General features: G+C 59.7%; 27 protein-coding genes. 9 read left to right on the top strand and 18 right to left on the bottom strand.

What is annotated here, in order from left to right; translation table 11 throughout:
- Positions 1 to 9: 9 nt before the first annotated feature.
- Positions 10 to 777, bottom strand: coding sequence for a bifunctional demethylmenaquinone methyltransferase/2-methoxy-6-polyprenyl-1,4-benzoquinol methylase UbiE (gene ubiE, locus AC1ENN_RS02135; protein WP_480406576.1), 768 nt, complete (start codon positions 775 to 777; stop codon positions 10 to 12).
- A gap of 143 nt (positions 778 to 920) precedes the next feature.
- On the opposite strand from ubiE, the gene AC1ENN_RS02130 reads away from it, so the two are divergent.
- On the top strand, positions 921 to 2,174 hold the full coding sequence (locus AC1ENN_RS02130) for an isochorismate synthase (protein WP_480406575.1): 1,254 nt from the start codon (positions 921 to 923) through the stop codon (positions 2,172 to 2,174).
- Between the two features lie 34 nt (positions 2,175 to 2,208).
- On the opposite strand, the gene AC1ENN_RS02125 is transcribed toward AC1ENN_RS02130, so the two are convergent.
- The 3 genes from AC1ENN_RS02125 to AC1ENN_RS02115 are packed head-to-tail and all read right to left on the bottom strand — an operon-like array spanning position 2,209 to position 5,087.
- Positions 2,209 to 3,033 (bottom strand): polyphosphate kinase 2 family protein, encoded by an 825-nt coding sequence (locus AC1ENN_RS02125; RefSeq protein ID WP_449648442.1) that lies wholly within the window; start codon positions 3,031 to 3,033, stop codon positions 2,209 to 2,211.
- A 25-nt stretch (positions 3,034 to 3,058) separates the two neighbouring features.
- Complete coding sequence (gene menD / locus AC1ENN_RS02120) at positions 3,059 to 4,774, bottom strand: 2-succinyl-5-enolpyruvyl-6-hydroxy-3-cyclohexene-1-carboxylic-acid synthase (protein ID WP_449648443.1); 1,716 nt, start codon at positions 4,772 to 4,774, stop codon at positions 3,059 to 3,061.
- On the bottom strand, positions 4,755 to 5,087 hold the full coding sequence (locus AC1ENN_RS02115; protein WP_449648444.1) for a PLD nuclease N-terminal domain-containing protein: 333 nt from the start codon (positions 5,085 to 5,087) through the stop codon (positions 4,755 to 4,757). Before AC1ENN_RS02115 ends, menD begins: the two co-directional genes overlap by 20 nt.
- A 54-nt stretch (positions 5,088 to 5,141) precedes the next feature.
- Between AC1ENN_RS02115 and AC1ENN_RS02110 the strand changes: the two genes are divergently transcribed.
- Positions 5,142 to 5,420 (top strand): DUF4229 domain-containing protein, encoded by a 279-nt coding sequence (locus tag AC1ENN_RS02110; protein WP_449648445.1) that lies wholly within the window; start codon positions 5,142 to 5,144, stop codon positions 5,418 to 5,420.
- Here the strand turns inward: AC1ENN_RS02110 and AC1ENN_RS02105 are convergent.
- The 4 genes from AC1ENN_RS02105 to AC1ENN_RS02090 all read right to left on the bottom strand — a co-directional run bounded on the left by AC1ENN_RS02105 (position 5,403) and on the right by AC1ENN_RS02090 (position 9,014).
- Entirely contained in the window at positions 5,403 to 6,413 is a 1,011-nt protein-coding gene (locus AC1ENN_RS02105; protein ID WP_480406574.1) for a 1,4-dihydroxy-2-naphthoate polyprenyltransferase, read from the bottom strand. The two genes, AC1ENN_RS02110 and AC1ENN_RS02105, sit on opposite strands and share 18 nt — an antisense overlap.
- Before the next feature lie 9 nt (positions 6,414 to 6,422).
- A complete protein-coding gene (locus AC1ENN_RS02100; RefSeq protein WP_480406573.1) occupies positions 6,423 to 7,532 on the bottom strand; it encodes an AMP-binding protein in 1,110 nt (369 codons plus the stop codon).
- Positions 7,533 to 7,628: 96 nt separating this feature from the next.
- Complete coding sequence (locus tag AC1ENN_RS02095; RefSeq protein WP_480406572.1) at positions 7,629 to 8,588, bottom strand: 1,4-dihydroxy-2-naphthoyl-CoA synthase; 960 nt, start codon at positions 8,586 to 8,588, stop codon at positions 7,629 to 7,631.
- A 9-nt stretch (positions 8,589 to 8,597) separates the two neighbouring features.
- Positions 8,598 to 9,014, bottom strand: coding sequence for a 1,4-dihydroxy-6-naphthoate synthase (locus tag AC1ENN_RS02090; RefSeq protein WP_449648449.1), 417 nt, complete (start codon positions 9,012 to 9,014; stop codon positions 8,598 to 8,600).
- 42 nt (positions 9,015 to 9,056) lie between these two features.
- On the opposite strand from AC1ENN_RS02090, the gene AC1ENN_RS02085 reads away from it, so the two are divergent.
- Complete coding sequence (locus AC1ENN_RS02085) at positions 9,057 to 10,046, top strand: o-succinylbenzoate synthase (RefSeq protein WP_480406571.1); 990 nt, start codon at positions 9,057 to 9,059, stop codon at positions 10,044 to 10,046.
- A gap of 54 nt (positions 10,047 to 10,100) precedes the next feature.
- Complete coding sequence (locus AC1ENN_RS02080; protein WP_480406570.1) at positions 10,101 to 10,721, top strand: hypothetical protein; 621 nt, start codon at positions 10,101 to 10,103, stop codon at positions 10,719 to 10,721.
- Between the two features lie 105 nt (positions 10,722 to 10,826).
- Here the strand turns inward: AC1ENN_RS02080 and ccsB are convergent, their stop codons facing one another.
- From ccsB to AC1ENN_RS02055, 5 genes are read right to left on the bottom strand one after another with little or no spacing between them, the layout of a single operon-like run.
- The gene (ccsB, locus tag AC1ENN_RS02075; RefSeq protein WP_480406569.1) at positions 10,827 to 11,846 is read right to left on the bottom strand and encodes a c-type cytochrome biogenesis protein CcsB; all 1,020 of its coding nucleotides are present in this window, start codon (positions 11,844 to 11,846) and stop codon (positions 10,827 to 10,829) included.
- Positions 11,843 to 13,450 (bottom strand): cytochrome c biogenesis protein ResB, encoded by a 1,608-nt coding sequence (gene resB, locus AC1ENN_RS02070; protein ID WP_480406568.1) that lies wholly within the window; start codon positions 13,448 to 13,450, stop codon positions 11,843 to 11,845. The genes ccsB and resB overlap by 4 nt, the downstream gene beginning before the upstream one ends.
- A gap of 4 nt (positions 13,451 to 13,454) precedes the next feature.
- The gene (locus tag AC1ENN_RS02065) at positions 13,455 to 14,198 is read right to left on the bottom strand and encodes a cytochrome c biogenesis CcdA family protein (protein WP_449648454.1); all 744 of its coding nucleotides are present in this window, start codon (positions 14,196 to 14,198) and stop codon (positions 13,455 to 13,457) included.
- Positions 14,198 to 14,788: a TlpA family protein disulfide reductase gene (locus AC1ENN_RS02060; protein ID WP_480406567.1), complete on the bottom strand. Its 591-nt coding sequence runs from the start codon at positions 14,786 to 14,788 to the stop codon at positions 14,198 to 14,200. The genes AC1ENN_RS02065 and AC1ENN_RS02060 overlap by 1 nt, the downstream gene beginning before the upstream one ends.
- Complete coding sequence (locus AC1ENN_RS02055) at positions 14,785 to 15,420, bottom strand: histidine phosphatase family protein (protein WP_449648456.1); 636 nt, start codon at positions 15,418 to 15,420, stop codon at positions 14,785 to 14,787. The genes AC1ENN_RS02060 and AC1ENN_RS02055 overlap by 4 nt, the downstream gene beginning before the upstream one ends.
- 66 nt (positions 15,421 to 15,486) lie before the next feature.
- Between AC1ENN_RS02055 and aspS the strand changes: the two genes are divergently transcribed.
- Together aspS and AC1ENN_RS02045 are read left to right on the top strand one after the other, a co-directional pair.
- On the top strand, positions 15,487 to 16,815 hold the full coding sequence (aspS, locus tag AC1ENN_RS02050; protein WP_480391639.1) for an aspartate--tRNA(Asn) ligase: 1,329 nt from the start codon (positions 15,487 to 15,489) through the stop codon (positions 16,813 to 16,815).
- A 71-nt stretch (positions 16,816 to 16,886) separates the two neighbouring features.
- Entirely contained in the window at positions 16,887 to 17,177 is a 291-nt protein-coding gene (locus AC1ENN_RS02045) for a hypothetical protein (protein ID WP_480406566.1), read from the top strand.
- Positions 17,178 to 17,249: 72 nt separating this feature from the next.
- Here the strand turns inward: AC1ENN_RS02045 and AC1ENN_RS02040 are convergent, their stop codons facing one another.
- Both AC1ENN_RS02040 and AC1ENN_RS02035 read right to left on the bottom strand, forming a co-directional pair.
- On the bottom strand, positions 17,250 to 17,549 hold the full coding sequence (locus tag AC1ENN_RS02040; RefSeq protein WP_480406565.1) for a Dabb family protein: 300 nt from the start codon (positions 17,547 to 17,549) through the stop codon (positions 17,250 to 17,252).
- Positions 17,546 to 17,803 (bottom strand): glutaredoxin family protein, encoded by a 258-nt coding sequence (locus tag AC1ENN_RS02035; RefSeq protein ID WP_480406564.1) that lies wholly within the window; start codon positions 17,801 to 17,803, stop codon positions 17,546 to 17,548. Before AC1ENN_RS02035 ends, AC1ENN_RS02040 begins: the two co-directional genes overlap by 4 nt.
- Positions 17,804 to 17,827: 24 nt before the next feature.
- Here AC1ENN_RS02035 and AC1ENN_RS02030 point away from each other — a divergent pair, with 24 nt between their 5' ends.
- Positions 17,828 to 18,595: an HAD family hydrolase gene (locus AC1ENN_RS02030; RefSeq protein WP_480406563.1), complete on the top strand. Its 768-nt coding sequence runs from the start codon at positions 17,828 to 17,830 to the stop codon at positions 18,593 to 18,595.
- Between the two features lie 37 nt (positions 18,596 to 18,632).
- Here the strand turns inward: AC1ENN_RS02030 and AC1ENN_RS02025 are convergent, their stop codons facing one another.
- The 3 genes from AC1ENN_RS02025 to AC1ENN_RS02015 form a co-directional block, all read right to left on the bottom strand.
- A complete protein-coding gene (locus AC1ENN_RS02025) occupies positions 18,633 to 18,731 on the bottom strand; it encodes a 30S ribosomal protein bS22 (RefSeq protein ID WP_003792170.1) in 99 nt (32 codons plus the stop codon).
- 138 nt (positions 18,732 to 18,869) lie between these two features.
- Positions 18,870 to 19,064 (bottom strand): helix-turn-helix domain-containing protein, encoded by a 195-nt coding sequence (locus AC1ENN_RS02020; protein WP_449648462.1) that lies wholly within the window; start codon positions 19,062 to 19,064, stop codon positions 18,870 to 18,872.
- 148 nt (positions 19,065 to 19,212) lie between these two features.
- Positions 19,213 to 19,704, bottom strand: coding sequence for an ArsR/SmtB family transcription factor (locus tag AC1ENN_RS02015; protein WP_480406562.1), 492 nt, complete (start codon positions 19,702 to 19,704; stop codon positions 19,213 to 19,215).
- Positions 19,705 to 19,787: 83 nt separating this feature from the next.
- Here AC1ENN_RS02015 and AC1ENN_RS02010 point away from each other — a divergent pair, with 83 nt between their 5' ends.
- Both AC1ENN_RS02010 and AC1ENN_RS02005 read left to right on the top strand, forming a co-directional pair.
- Positions 19,788 to 21,209 carry a TrkH family potassium uptake protein gene (locus AC1ENN_RS02010; protein ID WP_480391638.1) on the top strand — a complete coding sequence of 474 codons (1,422 nt, stop codon included), beginning with the start codon at positions 19,788 to 19,790 and terminating at the stop codon, positions 21,207 to 21,209.
- Complete coding sequence (locus AC1ENN_RS02005; RefSeq protein ID WP_449648465.1) at positions 21,202 to 21,873, top strand: potassium channel family protein; 672 nt, start codon at positions 21,202 to 21,204, stop codon at positions 21,871 to 21,873. The genes AC1ENN_RS02010 and AC1ENN_RS02005 overlap by 8 nt, the downstream gene beginning before the upstream one ends.
- Positions 21,874 to 21,881 lie beyond the last annotated feature (8 nt).

Genomic DNA, 21,881 nt, shown 5'->3' with positions numbered 1-21,881 from the left:
GGCGAAGCGCTACGGCTTCGGTTTGGCGTTTTTGATGGTCTTGATGGGCCGGGTGGCAAGGTCTTTGCGCTTGGCAACCGACGCGAGAACCGTTTCATCAACAGGTTTGTGGCCGCGGTGCATCGCAACGATGCCCGCGGTGAGGTTGCGGTAGGCAACCCTAGTGAATCCCGCAGCCCGAATCCACTGGCTCAGTTCTCCCTGATCTGGCCATTCGCGAATCGACTCCGCGAGGTAGGTGTACGCCTCAGGGTTGGAACTCGAGCGATCGGCAATGATCGGCATCACTCGGTTCAAGTACGTGAAGTACCCGGCACGGATGATGGCAACGGGTGGCTTAGAGAATTCGGTGATGACGAGACGCCCACCCGGCTTAAGCACGCGGAACATCTCCGAGAGCGCAATGCGGGGATCATTCACGTTACGCAGGCCAAAACTGATCGTCACAGCATCGAATTCGTTATCGCCGAACGGTAGCTTTTCAGCGTCGCCCTGAATGAACTCGATCTTCTTGTGACGCTTGCGCGCCTGTTCGACCATGCCTGTGGAAAAGTCGAGTCCGACAACTCTGGCGCCATTGCGATGCAGCGCCGCCGAGCTAGTGCCGGTGCCTGAAGCAATGTCGAGAATGCGTTCACCCGGCTCTGGCGCAACTGCTCGCACTGTGGCAGCCCGCCAAAGTACTGCGTTTCCGGCCGACAAAACAGTGTTTGTGCGGTCGTAATGTTTTGCGACACCATCGAACATGCCGGCCACGTCGTCCGGTCGCTTATTCATGTCAGCCTTACCCACCCCTTTAGTCTAGGGCGCTCAGAGCGGATGCTCACTTCCTGCGCCTCAACTGACAGGTACTCTGATACTTGTGAGGCACTATTGGGCTCCAGAGCAGCCCGTTCCCGGCACCCAGCGAGACGCAGACGATGACTAACCCGCGCGAACCACTGACAGTTGTTACGCGCCCCAGTGCGGCGATCGGCGACATCCTCGATTGGGTAGCTCCCGACTTTCCCCTCGCCTTCGTTCGTGACGGTGAAGGAATCGTGGGCGTCGGCGAACTCCTACGTCTCGAATTCCGTGGCAAAGACCGATTCACCCAAGCCGCAGAAACCTGGGCTGAGTTATCTCGCACCGCGATTGTTCATGACAGCGTCAAACGGGCAGGCACTGGCCTCGTCGCGCTTGGAAGCTTCGCCTTCGCCGATTCATCGACGGCCACAAGCGTTCTCATCATTCCGCGGATCATCATCGGAAGCCGAGGCGGCATCGAATGGGTCACCTCGATCACCGTTGGAGAAGGCGGAGGGCTTCCCAGCAGCACCGATGTTCTTGCCACGATTCCCCGTACGCCTCACGGAGAACCAGTACGCATCTCGTTCACCCCGGGCGAGACGAGCGCCAAGAGCTTCATCAGCACCGTCAGAGCAGCCCTGCGCGAAATCTCCCAAGGTCACGCAGCCAAGATCGTGATCGCCCGCGACCAGATCGCAACCCTTCCCGCCGCAACAGATCTACGAGTTCCCCTCGAAGCCCTCGCCAAGCGCTATCCAGACACCTTCACCTTCGCCGTCGACGGACTCATCGGCTCCAGCCCAGAAACACTCGTTCGCGTGCACAACGGCACGGTCAGCGCCCGCGTCCTCGCGGGCAGCGCAGCGCGCGGCGACGACCGAATCTCCGATGGGCGAGCCGCAGCGACCCTCTCGGGATCACCCAAAGATCAGAAAGAACATGCGCTCGCGCTTGCCAGCGTCATGGATGCCCTACAGCCGTTGAGCAGCGAACTATTTGCGGCATCCACCCCTTTCGCGCTGCAACTTCCCAACCTGTGGCATCTCGCGACCGACATCGAGGGGCAGCTAACTGAGCAATCGAGTGCACTCGACCTGATCGAGATTCTGCACCCGACAGCCGCAGTGGCTGGCACCCCTACGCCAGACGCGATCCGGATCATCGGCGAACTCGAGAGCTTTGATCGCGGTCGTTATGCCGGCCCGGTCGGCTGGGTCGATTCCCACGGCAACGGTGAATGGGCGGTCGCATTGCGCTGTGCGCAAGTAGATGGTGCCCGCATTACCGCGTATGCCGGAGCAGGCATTGTTGCCGGCTCCGATCCGAAGAAGGAGTTCGCCGAAACGGAACTCAAATTCCGTCCCATCGTTGAGGCATTCGGCTAAACCACGTCAACGACCGCAGCTCGCACGAGAGCTCCTAGCTTGCCGCCAAGCGATCCTTCTCGGCCTCAACGTCGTAGTCAGCGCTTGGCCATTGCGGATCGAGCCGCTCTAGGGCGTCAAGCAACAGCTGTTGCACAGCCAAACGTGCAAACCATTTGTGATTTGCCGGCACGACGTACCACGGTGCGCTTTCCGTCGTCGTGCGCCGGATCGCAATCTCGTACGCCTCCTGATACTCCGACCACAGCAGTCGCTCATCCACATCACCAGGGTTGTACTTCCAATGCTTCTCCGGCCGATCGAGTCGCTCTTGCAGGCGCTCTTTCTGCTCGTCGGCACTGATGTGCAACATGACTTTGATGAGTGTCGTGCCGTTGGCAACAAGTTCGTTTTCAAACTCTTCGATGATCCCGTAACGCTCTTCTACGACCTCCGGGGTGGAGAATCCGCGCACTCGGTGAATCAGTACATCCTCATAGTGCGAGCGATCAAAAACACCGATGTTGCCCGCACTGGGCAATTCATTTCGGATGCGCCACAGAAAGTCGTGAGACTTCTCCTCGTCAGTGGGAGCTTTGAACGCGTGAATCTGCACGCCCTGCGGGTCAACCCCGCCAATGACGTGACGCAGGATTCCGCCCTTGCCCGCCGTATCCATCGCCTGAAGCACCAGAAGCACTCGCCGTTGACCACCGAACTTGCTCTCGGCGAAGAGGCGCTCTTGCAACTCAGCGAGGTGCTCGGCATTCTTTTCGAGCTTCTTTTCTGCATCCTTCTTGTCGCCGTCGAACCCGGGAGTCGAAGATGGGTCGATGCTCGCTAGCTCAAAAACGGGGGAAACAGGCGTGAGTGTGCTCATACGCCCAAGATTACCCGGCACACCGCTAGCGGCTAAGAGGAACCTCGATGATGGTGGGTTCGGGATGCGCGGAGAGAGCCTGATCAAGTTCGCCGCGTGTGGTCGCCGACACGTAGCGCCAGCCGTACGCCACAGCAAGGGCTTCGATCGACGCATTCTGTTGTGTCAACAACACCCGGTCGAAGCTGTCGCCTGCCTGGCTCGCGACTTCGAGCACATCGAAGATCGTGCCACCGTCGTCGTTGCCAACGATGACCTGGATGCGTGGCCGTGGCTCCCCCATGCCAAACATGAGAGCACCGACATCATGGAAGATTGCGAGATCTCCGAGAAGAACACGCGTAACTCCCTCGTTCCCGGGTTCGGCCTGACTAGCCAGTGCAATGCCGAGAGCCGTAGAAATCGTTCCATCAATTCCGGCAAGCCCACGATTCGCGTGCACAGAGATCTTCTTGCCAGGAACCACGCGGTCCACCTCGCGGATCAGCCGCGACGCCCCAAGAACAAGTCGGTCGTGAGGCCAAGTTGCCCGCCAGACGGCGTCGGCGAGCATCCGCCGGTCGACGGGCGTGCGCACGATCGCAAGCTCTGACTTGGCATGGGTTCGAGCATCCGCATCAATATCGGGAGCGATGCTTTCGGTCTCGAGAAGCTGACGGCTCGAGGTGACCCAACGGCCGAGCCAAGCCCTGTCGGTAGCTTCGCCAGAGACAGAGACCTCGTCGACGAAGAGTCGAACACAACGACCGGGATTGTAGTCATCGGCAGACGGATGCCGCACCACAATGGTCTGAACTCCGGCACGCTGAATCAGCGCCGGAATCTCGCGACTCAACGTCGGGTGCCCAAAGACGATAACGCGCGCCACTCGGTCACCGAAGTTGGCGGTGTTGAGTAGCTCGCGGTAGGCGACAACAAGGTTGGGGCCGAAGTGCGCTCCACTGGAAACTTCAGCGATGAGGGGCGCGCCTAGTTCGCGGGCAACCTGCTCAGCTCGTGGGCCAGCACCGGTTCCGGCGATCACGACAGTCGCTGGGGCCGGGCTGAGTGCTGCTGTCGTTGGGGCGCCGGGTGATCGCTGCGTAGTCGTTTCCACGACGGGATCGAGGTCGCTGAAGAGGTCAGGAAAAACAGGTTCGCGGGTGCTGGCAGGCTCTGGCGCTACGGCATCATCACTGGGATACCAGGTGAAGGGTGCAGAGAGCGGTTCATCGAAGGAGAGGTTGAGATGCACGGGGCCATTAACGGCGGCGACAGCATCGCGCGCGAGTTGTGTCGCAGCATCCATCTCGCCTGCGGCACCGGTCGGTGCTTCGACATCCCACGTGTGGTGCACGGCGCTACCGAAAATACCCGGTTGTTGCGTCGTCTGGTTGGAGCCAATGCCCCGCAGAGAATCGGGGCGGTCAGCACTAATAATGATGAGCGGGACCGCAGAGTGGTGCGCCTCAAGAACGGCGGGGTGCAGGTTGGCGACCGCCGTGCCTGACGTCGTTACCACGAGCACGGGGGCACCAGTTTCGACAGCAAGCCCCAGTGCAAGAAAAGCACCGACACGTTCATCAATGCGCACGCGTAAGCGCAGTAGTCCCTGTTTCTCGAATTCGGCGGCAGCAAGCGCAATCGCCTGCGAGCGCGAACCAGGGCTCAGTACGATGTCTCGAACGCCGAGACGAACGAACTCTTCGAGAAGGGCTACCGAGAAATTAGTGGCCGGAGAGTTAGTTGGTCTTATCGTCATCGTCGAGATCTGCTAGTTCCTGTTCAAGGCGGCGGATGCGTTCATCTTGTTCTTCTTTGAGGCGCATGTTGCGCAAGAAATCGGGATCGTCGTCTGGCGCTAGCGTGCGGGTGCGGCCAGCGGTTGCACTACGTGCTTTGCCGAGCATGAACCACAACACGACTCCGATAACGGGAAGAAGTACGATCACGAGAATCCACAACACCTTGGGCATTGCGCGAACGCGACTGCGATCGGTAAGGATTACATCGACAATTGCGAACACGTCCACCGCGACGAGCGCGAAAGCAAGAACTACCAGTAGACGAGGCATATGCCCATTCTACGCTCGCAGGCTGCGTGCGGGATGCGAGCCTAGACTGTTGGCGTGAAACCTTGGATCATCTACTCACTCTTGCGGCTCGGAATCTTCGCGGCAGTCTTTGCGCTGCTGATGGTCGCGAGCGTCGATTGGTGGCTCTCGGCCCTCATCGCCGCGATCCTCGGATTCACGATCTCGTATATCTTCTTTGGCAAGCTTCGCGATGCCGTTGCCCTCGATATTGTGGCGCGACGCGCTGGCCCAAGCCACGACCCCGACCGTGATGCTGAAGATGCCGCAGCAGACCTCGGTGCCGAGAGCAGCGGCCTAGAAAGCGATCGCTGAGGCTAGTCCCAACCCGAACAGCAACGCGGTGAGCCCGGTGAGGCGCAGTACCAGTATCAATTCGGATGCCGTCTTTGCTGTCAGCACGATGACGCAGGCTGGCAGCGCGACGAGCAGCACGAAGTACACCAGATAGGCGTTGACGTAGAGCAGCGTGTAGATGCCCAGGATGCCGAACGGCACGAGCATCGCCACAACGTAGAAGATGCGCGATGGCATGTTGCCGATGAGCACGGCGAGGGTGCGCTTGCCCGCGATTTTGTCTTGGTCAATGTCTCGGATGTTGTTGACCATCAGAGTGGCAACGGCGAACAGACCGACGGCGACGGCCGCCAACCACGACTCAAGTGTCACAGTGTCTGCGAGCACGTAGGTGGTTCCTGCCGTGGCAACAAGCCCGAAGAAGATGAAGACGAATACTTCACCGAGACCGAGGTAGCCGTAGGGTCGTTTTCCGCCGGTGTAGAAGTAGGCGGCGAGAATCGCGAGGGCTCCGACAGCGAGAAGCCACCAGTGTTCGCTGCGAATCACGATGATGAGTCCGGCGATTGCAGCAATACCGAACCAGACGAACGCGACCGTGATGACGGCACGGGGGCGTGCAGCGCCGGAGCCGGTGAGGCGTCGAGGCCCTACGCGGTTCTTGTCGGTTCCGCGAACACCGTCGGAGTAATCGTTGGCGAAGTTCACGCCAATCTGGAGCGAAACGGCAACGATCAGGCACAGCAGTGCCCGCAGCCAGTGCCAGCCGGCACCATCCTCTTCGTGGGGCAAAACGTAGGCGGCTGCTGTTCCGAGCGCTACGGGTGCGAACGCGAGCGGCAACGTTTGCAGTCGTGCGCCGCCAATCCAGTCGCGTGCGGTTGCCTTGGCAATTTTGGGCGCTTTTGGCGGGCGACCGCCGGGGCGACCGCTCGTGTTTTTCGCCGATTTGGAGCTCGATTTCGGCGCGACGGTCTTCGGGTCGATGCGTTGCTGTTTAGGAGAGGCCACGGTGGGATTCTACTTAAGCACGACTGACGCTAAGGCCAGCCGGTCGGGTTTTCCCGTTGCGAGCATCGGAATCTCATCGATAAGCATCACCCGGGCTGGCGCCGCTGCCGCCGAAAGTTGCGCGGCAACTGACTGTCGCAGGGCATCCAGATCAATTGCTGTCGTCGTCACGACCACTGGCGATTCGCCCCATTCCGGATGCGGTGCGGCAACCACAACGGCTGCACTCTGACCCGGCAACGCGCGAACGGCAGTCTCGACCTCGGTGAGCGATACTTTCACTCCCCCGGAAATGATCATGTCGTCAGCGCGGCCACGAACTCGCAGTACTCCGTTGATAATTTCGCCGACATCATCGGTGCGATACCAGCGGATGCCGTCGTGCACCCGGAACGAGAATGCGCTGCGGCGAGGATCGTCAAGATAGCCATCGGCAAGCATGGGGCCAGCAAGTTCAATGCGATCATCCACCAGCCTCATTTGTGCGGTGGGCAACGGAACGCCGTCCCACACACAACCACCGCTGGTTTCGCTTGAGCCGTAGGTTGTTGTCACTGCGAGACCGTGAGCACGGGCTGCGGTGAGCAACGAGATCGGAGTTGACTGGCCACCAACCAAAATCCGCTGGAAGCTCGCGAGGGCCGCAATGGCTTCTTCTGACTCGAGCAGTCGCGCCAACTGCACGGGAACGAGGGAGGTGAATCGGCGCTCGGCGGTGAGTTCAGCGGCGGCAGCCACAAAAGCTTCGGCAGAGAATCCTGTTGGCTTCATCATCACCGGCACGGTTCCCGCAAAGTGCGAACGCGCAAGAACATTGATTCCTGCGATGTAGTGAGCTGGCACGGCAAGCAACCACTGTCCAGGGCCGCCAAGTAGGCCATCGGATGCCTCAGCACTCGCCCTCAGCGCGGCACCACTGAGCATCACGCGCTTGGGTCGGCCGGTCGATCCGCTTGTCTCTACGACGACCGCAACGTTCTCGGGGACTGTCTCTGGCAGTCCAGAGGGGGAGGCAGGGTGCGGCAGAATCGCAGCCCCCGTTCCTTCGAGTGCTGGCACTAGGGCAGCCCACACTTTGCGGGGGTCGCGCGCATCAATTGACCAGAGTTCTCGTGTCACGGTGTTGTCTCCAGGGTGTCGTTGCTGTGCTCCCGTGCGTCTTCGCTCGAGTGCGTCGGGTCGCAGAGTCGGCGTTGACTCGGCTGTTGTGCGTCGTTAGTACTGCCAGGGGAATGGCGACCAGTCGGGGGCTCGCTTTTCCAAGAACGAGTCACGGCCTTCGACGGCTTCATCCGTTCCGTAGGCCAATCGGGTGGCTTCTCCCGCAAAAACTTGTTGGCCGACGAGTCCGTCGTCGACAGCGTTGAGGGCGAATTTCACCATTCTGATGGCGGTGGGCGACTTGGTCATGATCGTTTGTGCCCATTCGTAGGCGATCGCTTCGAGCTCGGCGTGCGGTACTGCGGCGTTGATCGCTCCCGCATCGAGGGCACGTTGAGCGTCGTACTCGCGGGCCAAGAAGAAGACTTCTCTGGCAAACTTTTGGCCGACCTGGCGGGCGAAGTATGCACTGCCGTAGCCGGCGTCGAAGGAGCCGACGTCGACATCCGTCTGCTTGAAGCGGGCATGTTCGGCGCTGGCAATGGTGAGGTCGCAGACGACGTGAAGGGAGTGTCCTCCTCCGGCAGCCCAGCCGGGAACAACGGCGATAACCACCTTCGGCATGAAGCGGATGAGGCGCTGCACTTCGAGAATGTGGAGGCGGCCTGCGGCGGCTCGGCGCTTTCCTGCCGCGGCAGCAGCATCCTCCTCAGAAACCTCTCCAGCGGCGGTGGGGTTCGTTGCCCCCTCTTGACCCTCGTACTCATAGCCCGCGCGACCACGAATGCGCTGGTCGCCGCCGGAACAGAACGCCCAGCCGCCATCTTTTTCGCTTGGTCCATTGCCGGTGAGCAGCACGACGCCGATGCGCGGATTCTGACGCACGTCATCGAGCGTTTGGTAGAGCTCATCGACGGTGTGCGGGCGGAATGCGTTGCGCACCTCTGGGCGATCGAAGGCGATACGCGCGATCGTTCCCGTCACATCGTGGTGATAGGTGATATCCGTAAGGTCATCGAATCCAGCGACTGATCGCCACAACTTTTCGTCAAAAATTTCTGAAACCAGCGCCATGGCTCCACCCTAGCTACCGAAGAAGCGAAATACCGTGAGAAGTGCGAGCGGATTGGCGAGGATGGCCATGGCGAGCCCAAAGGCTGCCCAACGACGCTGGTAACCAAGAATGAGGCTGATAACCGCGGTAATGATGCCAAAGATCGACACGATAATCGTGCTGTAGCTGAGCCAGGTTCCGGCGACAAGGCTGCCTTGGATGCTCATGACCATTGCGACGATGAGGAGCACGAGAGTGGCAAGCCCTAATGCGGCGGCGACGAAACCAAGCCAGGTTGGGCGTTTGGGCCGCACCAGATAGCTGTCGTCAACGTTGTCTGGCTCGGGAGGTTCGCTCGAAATTTCGGGTTCTTCTTCAACAACGCCCACGACGTAATACGGCACAACTTTGGTCGCGATGCGCTCGATATCTCCCGGATTAGTCACGCAATTACCCTAACCGACGCGAGAACTTGTCAGACTAGAGACATGTTCCCCACAGTGAACGAAATTCTCGACACCGCACGTGTGGTGTCCCTTCCGATGACTTCGCGTTTTCGCGGTATCGATCAGCGTGAAGCGCTGCTCTTTCGCGGGCCCCAGGGTTGGGCCGAGTTCTCCCCGTTCGTGGAGTACGACGATGCGGAGGCGAGCACGTGGCTCTTGGCCGCGATTGACTACGCGTGGAATGAGACTCCGCCGCCGCTCCGCGACCATATTTTTGTCAATGCGACGGTTCCCGCCGTTGACGCGGAACTGGTCGAAGGGGTTCTCGAGCGCTTCGACGGCTGCCGAACTGCCAAGGTGAAGGTCGCCGAACCGGGGCACACGCTCGCGGATGATGTGGCACGCGTAGCCGAAGTGCGTCGCGTGATGGGACCAGAAGGTCGCATTCGCATCGACGCGAATGGGGCGTGGACGGTCGATGAGGCTGAGCGTGCTGTTCATGCGCTCGCAAAGTTCGACCTTGAGTATGTGGAACAGCCCTGCGCGTCTGTTGAGGAGCTTGGCGAGTTGCGCGGCCGCATCGCCTACATGGGAATCCCGGTGGCTGCGGATGAGAGTGTGCGTAAAGCTGAAGATCCACTTGCGGTGGCTCGTGCCGGTGCCGCCGACTTGCTTGTCGTCAAGGCGCAGCCTTCTGGAGGCATTTCTCGCGCACTCAGCGTCGCCTCAGAAGCCGGACTCCCCATTGTGGTTTCTAGCGCCCTCGAAACGTCGGTGGGGCTCGCGATGGGAGCCCATCTGGCAGCCGCGCTAGACACCCTTGAATACGACTGCGGTCTCGCTACGGCATCCCTGTTGGCGGCAGATGTCACGTCGTCACCATTGCGTGCCCGGGCCGGTCGCATTGAAGTGCGACGCGTGGATGCCGAGGAGGCACTCCTTACCCGCTGGGCTGCCAACCCCGAGCGTACTCAGTGGTGGATGTCGCGGTTCGAGCGCTGCTACACACTAGGTAAAAACTACTCACAGTAGCGATCGGAGTGCTCACTATGCTTGGCACGGTCAGCCCACCGCCGAGGAGCAAAAATGAGTACAGAGTCGCGTCGGATGCTCGCGATTGTCGCCCTGAGCCTGATGAGTATCGGCGCGGTGAGTGCGTGCACAGCGCCAGAAGCAGCCACGACGGACACCGAGACTGAAGTGGAAGCCAGCGTCGCTGCACCTGTCGAAGAGGAGTCAGCGAGCGCCCCAGCGTGCCTAATCGGTGACTGGTACATCGAACAGGACCAGATGCAGGCGTTTTATTCGGCTGTGAGCGAGTCGAACGACAATGTCGACATTTCTGTTGAGGGCGGCACGGGGCTCTCCTTTTCTGACACTGGCTATGTCTACACCCCAGAGTTCGCCATCCTGGTGAAGGTTGCGGGGGCTGATGGCACTGGCAGCATTACCGGAAACGTGACCGGTGACTACACGGCTACGGAAACGGAAATCACCACGTCGCATGACGTCAGCGCCGTCGCGGTCTCGGTCTCGGTGACAGTCTCGGGGATCACGATGGACGGAACCGATTTGTTCGGCGAGTTCCTTTCGAGCGCGCCCATCAATTCTGCACCGTACGAGTGCGGTGACGATGGGCCGATCATCCAATTCGATACGGGCGACGGAAATCCGCGCGTGCCGATCACTCTCACCCCGGCCAACTAGCTCGGGGTCACCAGAGCCACAGGGCTCTCACACTAGCTAACGCTGGGGTGCTGCTCGGTGCGGCCCCAGCGTTGTTACTTCGCTCCGTCGAGCGAGGCCGTGCGCCTACAGGCCTGAGTAGGCGTGCAGGCCTTTGAAGAACAGGTTGACGATCGTGAAGTTGAAGACGATCGCAGTGAAGCCAACAATGGCGAGCCAGGCTGAACGTGAGCCACGCCATCCTCGAGTCGCTCTCGCGTGAATGTAACCCGCATAGATGGTCCAGATGATGAAGGTCCAGACCTCTTTGGTGTCCCAGCCCCAGTAACGACCCCATGCACGCTCGGCCCACACAGCGCCGGCAATGAGAGTAAACGTCCACATGACGAAGCCGACAACAGTGAGCCGGTACGCCAACGTTTCGAGACGATCCGCCGCTGGAAGAGTGTCGAGGAACCGCAACTTGAGCGCCTTGCCCGCCTCACGACGAGCCTGCATGAGCTGAACGATCGAGAGACCAGCAGCGAGCGCAAAGACGCCGGTGCTCAAGCTGGCAACGAAGACGTGGATGACCAACCAGGCCGATTGCAATGCTGGCGGCAGTGGCACGACATCCACATAGAAGCTTGAGGTTCCCACGCCGAGTGCAATCAGCGAGAAGCCGGTGATGAATGAGCCCAAGAACCGGAGGTCTTGCCAGAACTGCACCAGCAGGAAAACGCCGACGATGAGGGCCGTGGCGGTAAGGGTGAACTCAAACATGTTGGCCCACGGCACCCGGTTGGCGGCGACGCCACGGAACACCACAGCACCAACGTGCAGCACCCACGCAATAACGGTGAGTGCCATGGCGAGGCGCAGATACTTGGGCGAAGCGGGTCGGGCAGCTTCACTGCCCGATCGTGGGGCATCGTCGCGGGTCAGCGTCGCTGTGCCGCCACCAGTTGCGGAAGCTTCCGACGCTGCCATGACGCCAACACGGCTGGCGGAGGTTGAAGTCAGCCCGGTCGCCGCCGCTGCAGAAGCATCGCTCGACTCTGCCGAGCGGCGTGCCAAATCGACAGCGAACATTACGAACGCGAGGGTATAGATCGCCATCGCTGAATAAACCGCAATCAGCGAATACGACACGAAGGTCTCAGTCACGAATCCACCCTAACCGTCAGTTGCTGAGAATGTTTCTCCGCAAATTCTGTCACCGACGCCTCAAGGTTGGGATCGTCTCCCCGCGCCAGAGCCGCATATTCAATTGTTGTCGTGCCGGAGGCGTCGGTTGTGGCGGAAACCCACATGCGGCGACGCGGAATAAACAGGCTTGTTACGAGGCCAGCGATTACCAGAATGGCAAAGATCAGCACCGGCAATTGCGAAGGATCGTGGTGCACGTCGAGGGACGCAAAGCGGGGGATGCTCGCGAGTTCTACGCTGCCAAGCCCGTTGGGCAGCTCTGCCCGATCTCCCGGAGTCAGGCGAAGGGTTTCTGCGTCTGAGGTTCGTCCAGCAATCTGGTCAAGAGAGTCAGTGTTGAGCGCGTAAGCGTTGGTTCCCTGCCCGTTGTCGAGCCCCAGATCGCCCTGGTACACCTCGAGGGTGAGCGTGGGGGCGACGAGGTCGGGATACACCGAGACAAGAGCGCCTGAGCTGAGCGTGCCGGTCGTTGGGTAAAGGAAGCCGAGCATTCCGATTTGCTGATCGAGGCCATCCGGAATCTTGATCACGCACGTGCTGCCCAGGTTGGCGTCAAAGGGAAGGCACGCAGTGGGCTGAGACCAGACCACTACGTCGTCGGCATCTCGCACGGTGAGCACTGGCGCATAGCCGTTGCCGAGAAGATAGATGTTTGTTCCACCAACGTTCAATGGCTCATTGACTTTGATCCGTGCCGTTTCGGAGCTTTGCCCGCGCATCGTGGTTGTCACATTCGCTGTGAAGTCGATTGCCTGCCCGAGCGCGTCACGATTCGTCTGCTCGTAGACAGGCTCGAAGGAGTCCAGTGCCACGCTAAAAGGCTCGAGTGCTTCATCCGTGAAGAAGCGACCGGGGTTGAACGAGTCGTAGCTCGCGAGCGAATTGCTGAACGCATAGCCCTCAACAACGACGCGCTGACCCGTGTAACCGAAGCCGCCACCGAGTCCGACCGCAAGAAGCACTCCGACGAGAGCGGAATGGAAGACAAGGTTGCCGGTCTCACGCAGGTAACCCCGTTCGGCACTGACCGAATCGCCATAGAGTTCTGTGCGGTAGCGCTGCGAGCGCAAGAGGCGCCGAGCGGACTCGACGACGGTAGCCGCATCCGCATCGGTCGTGCGCGTCGTAAAGCCCTCAAGGCGTGAAAGGCGCGCCGGTGTCTTGGGCGGTCGTGCACGAAGCGCATCGAAGTGGTGCTTCGTTCGCGGCAGCACACAGCCAATTAGCGAGATGAACAGCAGTAGGTAGATCGCCGAGAACCACACCGAGGTGTAGGTGGTGAAGACCTGAAAGAAATCGAGAATCGCCGCAGTGTCTGGGTAATTACGGCGATAGGCAATAACTCCGTTTGGGTCAGAGCTGACCTGAGGCACGAGCGAACCCGGTATCGCCGCAACCGCAAGTAGCAATAGCAGGAACAGTGCGGTGCGCATGCTCGTGAGCTGTCGCCAAAAGAAGCGCGCATAGCCGCTGGGCCCCAGCCGGGGCTGCTGAATTTTGCTCTGCTGCGGATCTGGCGCATCCATGTGGTCACTGGGACGCGTTGCGTCACCACCGGTCACAGAATCAGAGGAGTGTGTCGAAGCCACCGATCACCGCCCCCAAACTTGTCACGATTGCGCGCCACACACCGGTGACCATGAGTATTCCGATCAGCACGAGCAATCCTCCGCCGACCAAGTTAATTATGCGGATGTGGCGGCGCATCCAGGTCACCGAACTCGTTGCCCAGTTCAAACCGAGGGCGACAAGCAGGAATGGGATGCCGAGCCCGAGGCTGTAGGCGACGCCAACAATCGCCGCGCGGCCCGGGTCTCCCCCATCGAGAACCATGCTGCCGACGGCGATCAAGGTCGGGCCAACACAGGGCGTCCAGCCGAGAGCGAAGACGATACCGAGCAATGGCGCACCCGCTAGGCCAGTAGCGACCTTCAGTTGCGGGCGAATCGTACGTTGGGCAAAAGTGACCTGCCCAATGAACACAAGCCCCATCACAATGACGAGTGCCCCGGCGATGCGGGTAATGAGATCGAGCCAGGGTCGCAACAGCAGCCCCGCCGTGCCAAACAGAACCGTAAAGGCGACGAACACGACAGTGAAACCGAGGATGAAGAGTCCGACTCCGAGAACAAGTCGCTTCGTGCTGCCCTTCTCTTCTGCGCTCGTGAAGCCTCCGATATAGCCGAGATATCCCGGCACAAGAGGCAAAACGCATGGCGACGCAAACGACACCAAGCCAGCGAGCAATGCGATCGGAATCACGACAAGGAGGTTGCCGCCGAGAACGAGCTCCCCGATCGGGCTCGACACTACTGGTCCTCGGCGATGACGGAGTCCATCATCGCCGCAAGGATGCTCGGGTCACGGACAAGTCCGCTAATGCGTGCAGCAACTCGCCCATCGCGATCGACCACGAGCGTGGTCGGCACTGCGTTAGGGGGCACCGAGCCAGCGAACGCCAATTGCACGCCCGCGGTCTTCGCGTCGAGAACTGAAGGGTAAGGAATGCCGAATTCTGTGGCAAAAGTCCGAGAGTTTTCCGCGGTATCCGAGACGTTCACGCCCAGGAACGGCACGTCAGGATATTCGACACTCAGCGCCGCAAGGTCAGGCGCTTCGAGTCGGCACGGCGGGCATCCGGCGTACCAAAAATTGACGACATAAACAGAACCAGCGAAGTCATCACTTGACACCATTTCGCCATTGTCTAGCGTTGCCTGATAGGTGATGGGTTCATCGCGGTCGCTTGCCGGAATCTCGACCGTCGAACCGTCGCCAGAAATGTAGCCCTCTTCTGAACCGTTCTGATATTGGTCCGCGAGCGATTCGCTGGGGGTCGAGCACGACACCGTGACAAGGGCGAGGGCCGCCACAACTGCGGCGATGAGACGGCGGTTCACACTGCTCCTAGATCGGTGGATGCTGCGAGCAATTCTCCCGCAGGTTCCTGATAGTCAACCTCGACGAACTCGTCACCCTCGCGGGCAAGCGTTGTGATGCTCGACAGCGTGCAGCGACGGCGGCGAGGGTCGTGCGCTAGTCGCATCTTCTTTACCGAGCGGGCAACCATCACGATCGGCATTTGGTGGCTAACCATGACGATCTCGCCGCCATCAGCGGCAGACCAGGCGGCGTCAACGGCTTCGAGCATCCGTGCTTCAACGCTGAGAAAGGCTTCGCCCCAACTGGGCTTCAGGGGATTGATCAATTGTGGCCACGCCCGCGGATTGCCGAGAACGTGAGGAAAACGGAACTGGCTGCCCTCGAACCAGTTGTATGGCTCCACGATGCGCTCTTCGGTGACAATCGGAAGGTTGTAGCGCTGGGACCACGGCTGCGCTGATTCTTGGGCGCGCTGCAGGGGGCTCGCGTAGAGCGCCGTGAGGGGCCGGTCGGCCAGACTAGCGGCGGCGACATCCGCCATTGTGTGTCCGAGTTCGCTGAGGTGATACCCGGGGAGGCGGCCATAGAGAATGTGGTCAGGATTGTGCACTTCACCATGGCGGACGAGATGGATGAGGTCAGCTGGCACGTCATTCAGTCTACGTCTGCTGCTGTTCGCACTTTCCCTCGCGCTATCCCCGGTAAACTCAGCGCTGTGACTACACGCACCCTTATTAAGAACTTGGCCGCAGCAAGCGATGGAGCAACCTCCGTTTCGGGTTGGGTCGACACCGTTCGAGATCAAAAGAAGGTGCAGTTTGTTGTGCTGCGCGACGAGTCTGGTGCGGTGCAGCTTGTTCACCCCCGCTCATTCAACGAAGACGGAACGCCTGCTGAGGATGCCCTCGCCGAGACGATCTCTGGGCTCGCTCAGGGCACCTTCCTCACTGCGACCGGTGAGTTGAAGCACGATGAGCGCGTGAAGCTTGGCGGAGTCGAGATCAAGCTCGATGGCATTGAGCTTGCCGGCGAGGCAATCGCCGAGACGCCTATTGCTGAAGACTCCAGCGTCGACAAGCGCATGGATTGGCGCTTCCTCGACCTGCGAGTTCCGCGTAACAGCCTGATTTTCCGAATCCAGACCACCCTCGAGCACGCCTGGCGCACCTACTGGGTTGAGAACGACTTCATCGAAGTTCATACCCCCAAGCTCATGGCTAGCGCGAGCGAATCAAATGCCGAGCTCTTTGAGGTCGAGTACTTCGACACCAAGGCGTACTTGGCGCAGAGCCCCCAGTTCTTCAAGCAGATGGCTCAGGCTGCCGGTTTCGGCAAGATCTTCGAGATTGCCCCCAGCTTCCGTGCAGACCCCAGCTTCACGTCACGCCACGCCACCGAGTTCACGATGGTCGACAACGAGATCAGCTGGATCGACAGCCACGAAGATGTCATGAAGTTGCACGAAGAGCTCATGGTTGTTGGCTTCCAGGCTGTCAAAGACAAGCACGGCGACGAGATCGAGAAGTTGTTCGGCAGTGAACTGACGGTTCCGTCCACTCCGTTCCCCCGCATCCCGCTCGCTGAGGCCAAGCAGATTGTGAGCGACCGCGGCTACACGGTTCCTCGTGCCGACGCCGACATGGACCCGGAGGGCGAGCGCCAGATCGCCGCCTACGTGAAAGAAACTTTCGGTCACGACTTCGTTTTCTTGACCGATTACGCAGCAAGCATCCGCCCGTTTTATCACATGCGTCATGCGGATGATGCTGGCCTCACGAACAGCTACGACCTCGTCTATAACGGCGTCGAGATTTCTACTGGCGCCCAGCGCGAGCACCGCGTTGACGTGTTGGAGGCGCAGATTCGCGACAAGGGGCTCGACCCCGCTGAGCTCGACTTCTACCTCGATTTCTTCCGTTACGGCGTTCCGTCGCACGGTGGATTCGGCATGGGCCTTGGCCGCGTGCTGATGCTCATGCTCGGCCTTCCGAACCTGCGCGAAGCAACGTATCTCTTCCGCGGTCCGACGCGTCTGACCCCATAGCCTCTGCTGCCGGCGCAATCCGACACACCTCCCCATAGCCAGCACGCAACCCGTTAAGGCAGGATGACGACATGTCAAAGAAAATTGATGCCGCGCTCAAGGATCTGAAGAAAGCGCTCAACAAGCATGCCGAAGTGGTTGGCAGCAAGCCGGTCTCCCTCAAGAAGGCGCAGCGAGCGACCGCGAAGGTTGCCGCAGCGGCAACAAACTATGCCGAGATTGTGCACGCGAAGACGGGAATGGGCAACCCATTCGACGACATGCTGCAGCCGGGCCTCGATAGCGGAACGCTCGCGTCATTGGCTGCGGAGCGCGACTCGATCAAGAACCACTTGACGGGCCCAATCCCCGTCAAACGGTAGCTTGTGTGATCTCACCGCGGTGAGGGCCACCGCGTAGTGCGCGCCGTTTAGGGGCGGGCAGCCGCTGGAGAATTACGCCTCGAAGTCGACGGATGCCCGTTCGCGAGTGTTTGCCTTGACCACAGCGCCGGCAGTCACGTGCAAAGGGTGCGTTGCGTAGACGGCAAGTGATTCGACCGATGGGTGCTCTGACACGAGGATGACATCCCAATTCGCTTCAGCGTTGGCCGCATTCTGGCGCACCGTCAGGCTCTCAAGACCTTCGATTTGGCCGACGAGGGGCTCGAGGGCTGCGGCTATGGCATCCACTGCAGCTTTCTGCCCAGCGGCGTCTTCGGCGATGAGTTTCCACATGACAACGTGACGGATCATTCTGATTCCTCCTGGAGCGCAGCGGTTAACCGCGCGGGGTCGACACGCCAAATGGTGTGTACGCGGTCGTCGATCAATACAACAGGAATCTCGTCCCGGTATTTCGTGTGTAGCTCTTCGTCATCCAGAATCGATTTCTCTGTGAGCTCGACCAAGATTCCGGGTCGCAATTCTGCGATGACGCTGGTGATCACATCCCTTGCGTCGTCACATAAATGACAACCGGGTTTGCCGATCAATACGAGATGTTTCATTGGCACGACCCTAGAATAATGCGGATGCCCGAGGTAACGTCGCCCCAGCCCGACCAGAACGCAGTTCTGGCCTTCTTTGACGTGGACAACACCCTGATGCGCGGCGCGAGTGTGTACTACCTTGCGAAAGAAGCGTGGCGTCAGGGAATAGTTGGTTGGCGAGATATCGCCCTGTTCGCTTGGCAACAGTTCCGCTTTGTCGCTGTCGGCGAGAATCACAAGCACATGGCGACGGCCCGAGAGCGTGCCCTAGCAATTGTTGGTGGGCATTCCGAGCACACGCTTTTCACGCTCGCCGAGCACATTTATGAGCGCGACATTCTGCCCAATCTGTGGCCGGAAACGGTCGACCTCACGAAGGAGCATCTGGCGAAGGGTCACGAAGTTTGGCTCATCACGGCGACCCCGCAGTTCGTTGCCGACGTGATCGCCAAACGGTTGGGGCTCACCGGAGCGCTCGGAACACGCGTGCACGCCAAAGATGGCGTTCTCACGGGAGAACTCGACGGTCATGTGCTTCACGGTGCCGAGAAGGCTACCGTCGCCACAGAACTTGCCGAGCGGCACGGAGCCGATCTCGCGGAATGCTGGGCATACTCCGACTCCAGCAACGACATCCCCCTACTGAGTGCGGTGGGGAACCGAGTTGCCGTGAATGCGGATGCAAAGCTAACGCATCATGCGCAAAAAATGGGTTGGCAGATTCTGCCGCTCAACCGCGCCGGCCTCAAAGAGGCGAGAAGGCGGGTCAAGCGGCAGGCCAAAACCGTGCGTAAGCACGGTCAGTTATAACAACACTGAACCGTGCGTAGGCGCGGTCGTTAACGATCTACTTCTTGTTGCGGCGCTGGTGGCGCGTCTTACGAAGCAGCTTGCGGTGCTTCTTCTTGGCCATACGCTTGCGACGCTTTTTGATGACTGAACCCATAGGGACCTCACTGATTTCTGAACGAACCGACCCGGTCCGATTCAGAACCGCGGAAAGACATACCGGAAGAGTTTACCGCACCGGGCGGGTTATGAAGTTTCGATGGCCGAGGAATGAACCAAGCCTGAATGCTGGCTGTTAGCCGACCTCGGAAATTGAGGGTGATACTGCGGTCGCGACGGCCGATTCGGGGATGCGAAATGAGCGTCCGAATCGAACTGCAGGCAGCTCGCCAGAGTGAACCATGCGATACACAGTCATATTTGACACTCGCATCATGTCTGCCACTTCGGCGACAGTGAGAAAGCGCATGTCAGAAAGATCCTGTGTCATCGGACCAGCCCCTCTAGTTTTCCCAGCAGCGCCAGTGTGAACGACCGCCATTGCACTCGGAATGTTACTGAAGTGCTAATCGGTAACAATAGGGGCTGGTGTGACTCGGTGTCCAGCCCTAATTCGCTAACGGCGGCGCGCCTGCGCTCTAATCTTTGCCAAATATGCGAGTACGCACCGTCTGCGGGAGGTGCTTCGCCGCTTCAGAGACATCGTGCAGCGCTGAACGAGCGCGATGCGTGCGTTCGGCAACCTGTCGACCAAGGTTGTCTCCAACATCCGCCCCCGACCAGGCAGCGAATGCCCCGGCCGACGCCAAGGCTTCAGCGTCAAGATCGTCGAAGTCGTCGTGGAAGTCAGCGCTCAAGAATGGGATCAACCAGTCTTCGACCTCCTCGAGGGGAGTTGAATCAAGACGGTAATAGCGGTGTTGGCCATCTTCGCGCACCGACACCAACCCGTGATCGCGCAGCACCTTAAGGTGCTTGGAGACCGTCGGTTGGCTCAGATTGAGCTTCTCAACAATCTCGCTAACGCTGAGCTCGCCACTGGGAGAATCAGAAGCGATGTACTGCTCAAGCAGTACCGTCAAAAGGCTACGCCGAGTTGAATCGGCTACTACGTCAAAGATGTCGGCCATTGCATAAGGGTAGTCGGGCTTGCTGGGTAGTACCATGGCCTCCTGTGCGTGGGGAGAGAAAACTTATGAGTCCGCGGGCACCCATGCGTGCACATACTCGTGATCGCAGCATTGCCGGTCGAGTACGTGACCTGATTGATCGTTTCGCCGCCGCTACGCCGGCCCGATTCGCGATCGCTATCTTTTCTGCGCTCGTCGTCGTTCTGACAACCCTGCTCGTCTTGCCGATTTCGGCACGCGATGGCCAAGCCACTCCGCTTGTTGATGCCCTGTTTACCGCCGTTTCGGCGATCTGCGTAACCGGCCTGACGACGCTCGATATGGCCACGCATTGGTCAGCATTCGGAAACACCGCCATCCTGATTGGATTGCAGGTCGGCGGAATCGGTGTGCTCACCCTCGCCAGCATGCTTGGTCTCGTCGTGTCTCGTCGCCTTGGTTTGCGTCAACGTCTCATCGCTGCCAGTGACTCGAATCCCTCGCGAATTCACGTTGGCCCCGTTTCGGAGTCGCAAGCAATTCGTTTAGGCGAAATTGGCGGCCTTCTCGCGACCGTCGCCATCAGCGCCCTCGCCATCGAGTTTGTACTCGCGCTCGTGATCATTCCGCGGTTGCTGGTTGAGGGCCTCGATGTGTGGCCCGCCATTTGGCAGGGTTTCTATTTTGCGGCATCCGCTTTCACGAACACAGGCTTTGTGCCCGCCGTCAGCGGCATGGAAGCTTTTGCTCAAGACCCGTGGATGCTCGGCGCTATTGGCACCGGCGTGTTCCTGGGCAGCCTCGGTTTTCCTGTCATCTTCGCCGTGGTGCGCAAGATCAAAGCCGGTGCACGTCTCTCGGTTCACGCCCGCCTCACCATCACCACCACGATCTTGCTCATCATTGTCGGGGCAATAGCGGTGATCGTGCTCGAGTGGAATAACACGAACACCCTCGGTGGCCAAAGCATCATGTCGAGGCCGCTGACGGCAACGTTCCTGTCAACGATGACCCGCTCGGGTGGCTTCTCCACGATTGATATCAATGAGCTCAATGGCTCGTCGCTACTCGTCTTTGACATGCTCATGTTTGTCGGTGGCGGGTCGGCATCCACCGCTGGAGGCATCAAAGTCACCACTCTTGCCGTGCTGTTCTTGGCCGCTCTCGCTGAAGCACGCGGTGACAACGACATGCACGCGTTTGAACGCCGCATCCCGACTGACGTGTTGCGCTTGGCCGTCAGCGTGACCCTGTGGGGCGCAACTATCGTCGCGATCTCCACCATTGCAATCTTGCAGATAACGAAAGAGCCACTCGATCGGGTGCTCTTTGATGTGATCTCCGCGTTTGCTACCTGTGGGTTATCGACAGGGCTCACCGAGACTCTGCCGGATTCTGGAAAGTACATTCTCGCGGCCACAATGTGGGCAGGACGAGTGGGAACGGTTACTCTGGCGGCAGCCCTTGCGGCCAGTCAGCGCCGTCAATTGTTCACGAGAGCAGAAGAGAGGCCCATCGTTGGTTGACAAGATTCCGCACAACGCGCCGGTGCTAGTGATCGGTCTCGGTCGGTTCGGTGCCGCTACCGCCGGTCAGTTGCAGCGCCTCGACCGCGAAGTTCTCGCGATCGACGAAGATCTCGGCCTCGTGCAAAAGTGGTCAGAACGAGTGACCCATGCTGTGCAGACGGATGCCCGCAGCATTGATGCGCTTCGTCAGATTGGCGCAGAAGACTTTTCGATCGCTGTGGTTGCTGTCGGTTCATCGATCGAGGCGAGCGTGTTGATCACCGCGAACCTGGTCGACCTCAAGATTCCGCAGATCTGGGCGAAGGCCATCAGTCGCTCCCACGGCAAGATTCTCAATCGCATTGGGGCAAACCACGTGATCTATCCGGAGGCTGAAGCCGGCGAGCGCGTTGCTCACTTGGTTTCGGGCCGGATGCTCGACTTCATTGAATTCGATGATGACTTCGCGATCGTGAAAATGTATCCGCCGAAGCCCATCCGCGGTGTGCCTCTCAGCGAGTCTCAAGTGCGCCGCAAGTACGGAATCACAGTCGTCGGCGTGAAGTCGCCAGGCAAAGAATTCACGTACGCAACACCAGATACGGTGATCTCGAATCACGATCTTGTGATCGTCAGTGGCAACTCAGAGAACATCGAAAAGTTTGCGACGCTGGCGAGTTAGCCCCGTTC

This window comes from Rhodoglobus sp. G.S.23 (assembly GCF_056675935.1).
This window is presented reverse-complemented; position numbering and strand designations above follow the sequence as displayed.

What these genes read in the sequence shown, in the direction of transcription:
- ubiE (WP_480406576.1), bottom strand. Translation starts at nt 777, where the DNA reads ATGAATAAGCGACCGGACGACGTGGCCGGCATGTTCGATGGTGTCGCA.
- AC1ENN_RS02130 (WP_480406575.1), top strand. Translation starts at nt 921, where the DNA reads ATGACTAACCCGCGCGAACCACTGACAGTTGTTACGCGCCCCAGTGCG.
- AC1ENN_RS02125 (WP_449648442.1), bottom strand. Translation starts at nt 3,033, where the DNA reads ATGAGCACACTCACGCCTGTTTCCCCCGTTTTTGAGCTAGCGAGCATC.
- menD (WP_449648443.1), bottom strand. Translation starts at nt 4,774, where the DNA reads ATGACGATAAGACCAACTAACTCTCCGGCCACTAATTTCTCGGTAGCC.
- AC1ENN_RS02115 (WP_449648444.1), bottom strand. Translation starts at nt 5,087, where the DNA reads ATGCCTCGTCTACTGGTAGTTCTTGCTTTCGCGCTCGTCGCGGTGGAC.
- AC1ENN_RS02095 (WP_480406572.1), bottom strand. Translation starts at nt 8,588, where the DNA reads ATGGCGCTGGTTTCAGAAATTTTTGACGAAAAGTTGTGGCGATCAGTC.
- AC1ENN_RS02085 (WP_480406571.1), top strand. Translation starts at nt 9,057, where the DNA reads ATGTTCCCCACAGTGAACGAAATTCTCGACACCGCACGTGTGGTGTCC.
- AC1ENN_RS02080 (WP_480406570.1), top strand. Translation starts at nt 10,101, where the DNA reads ATGAGTACAGAGTCGCGTCGGATGCTCGCGATTGTCGCCCTGAGCCTG.
- AC1ENN_RS02045 (WP_480406566.1), top strand. Translation starts at nt 16,887, where the DNA reads ATGTCAAAGAAAATTGATGCCGCGCTCAAGGATCTGAAGAAAGCGCTC.
- AC1ENN_RS02040 (WP_480406565.1), bottom strand. Translation starts at nt 17,549, where the DNA reads ATGATCCGTCACGTTGTCATGTGGAAACTCATCGCCGAAGACGCCGCT.
- AC1ENN_RS02035 (WP_480406564.1), bottom strand. Translation starts at nt 17,803, where the DNA reads ATGAAACATCTCGTATTGATCGGCAAACCCGGTTGTCATTTATGTGAC.
- AC1ENN_RS02030 (WP_480406563.1), top strand. Translation starts at nt 17,828, where the DNA reads ATGCCCGAGGTAACGTCGCCCCAGCCCGACCAGAACGCAGTTCTGGCC.
- AC1ENN_RS02025 (WP_003792170.1), bottom strand. Translation starts at nt 18,731, where the DNA reads ATGGGTTCAGTCATCAAAAAGCGTCGCAAGCGTATGGCCAAGAAGAAG.
- AC1ENN_RS02020 (WP_449648462.1), bottom strand. Translation starts at nt 19,064, where the DNA reads ATGACACAGGATCTTTCTGACATGCGCTTTCTCACTGTCGCCGAAGTG.
- AC1ENN_RS02015 (WP_480406562.1), bottom strand. Translation starts at nt 19,704, where the DNA reads ATGGCCGACATCTTTGACGTAGTAGCCGATTCAACTCGGCGTAGCCTT.
- AC1ENN_RS02010 (WP_480391638.1), top strand. Translation starts at nt 19,788, where the DNA reads ATGCGTGCACATACTCGTGATCGCAGCATTGCCGGTCGAGTACGTGAC.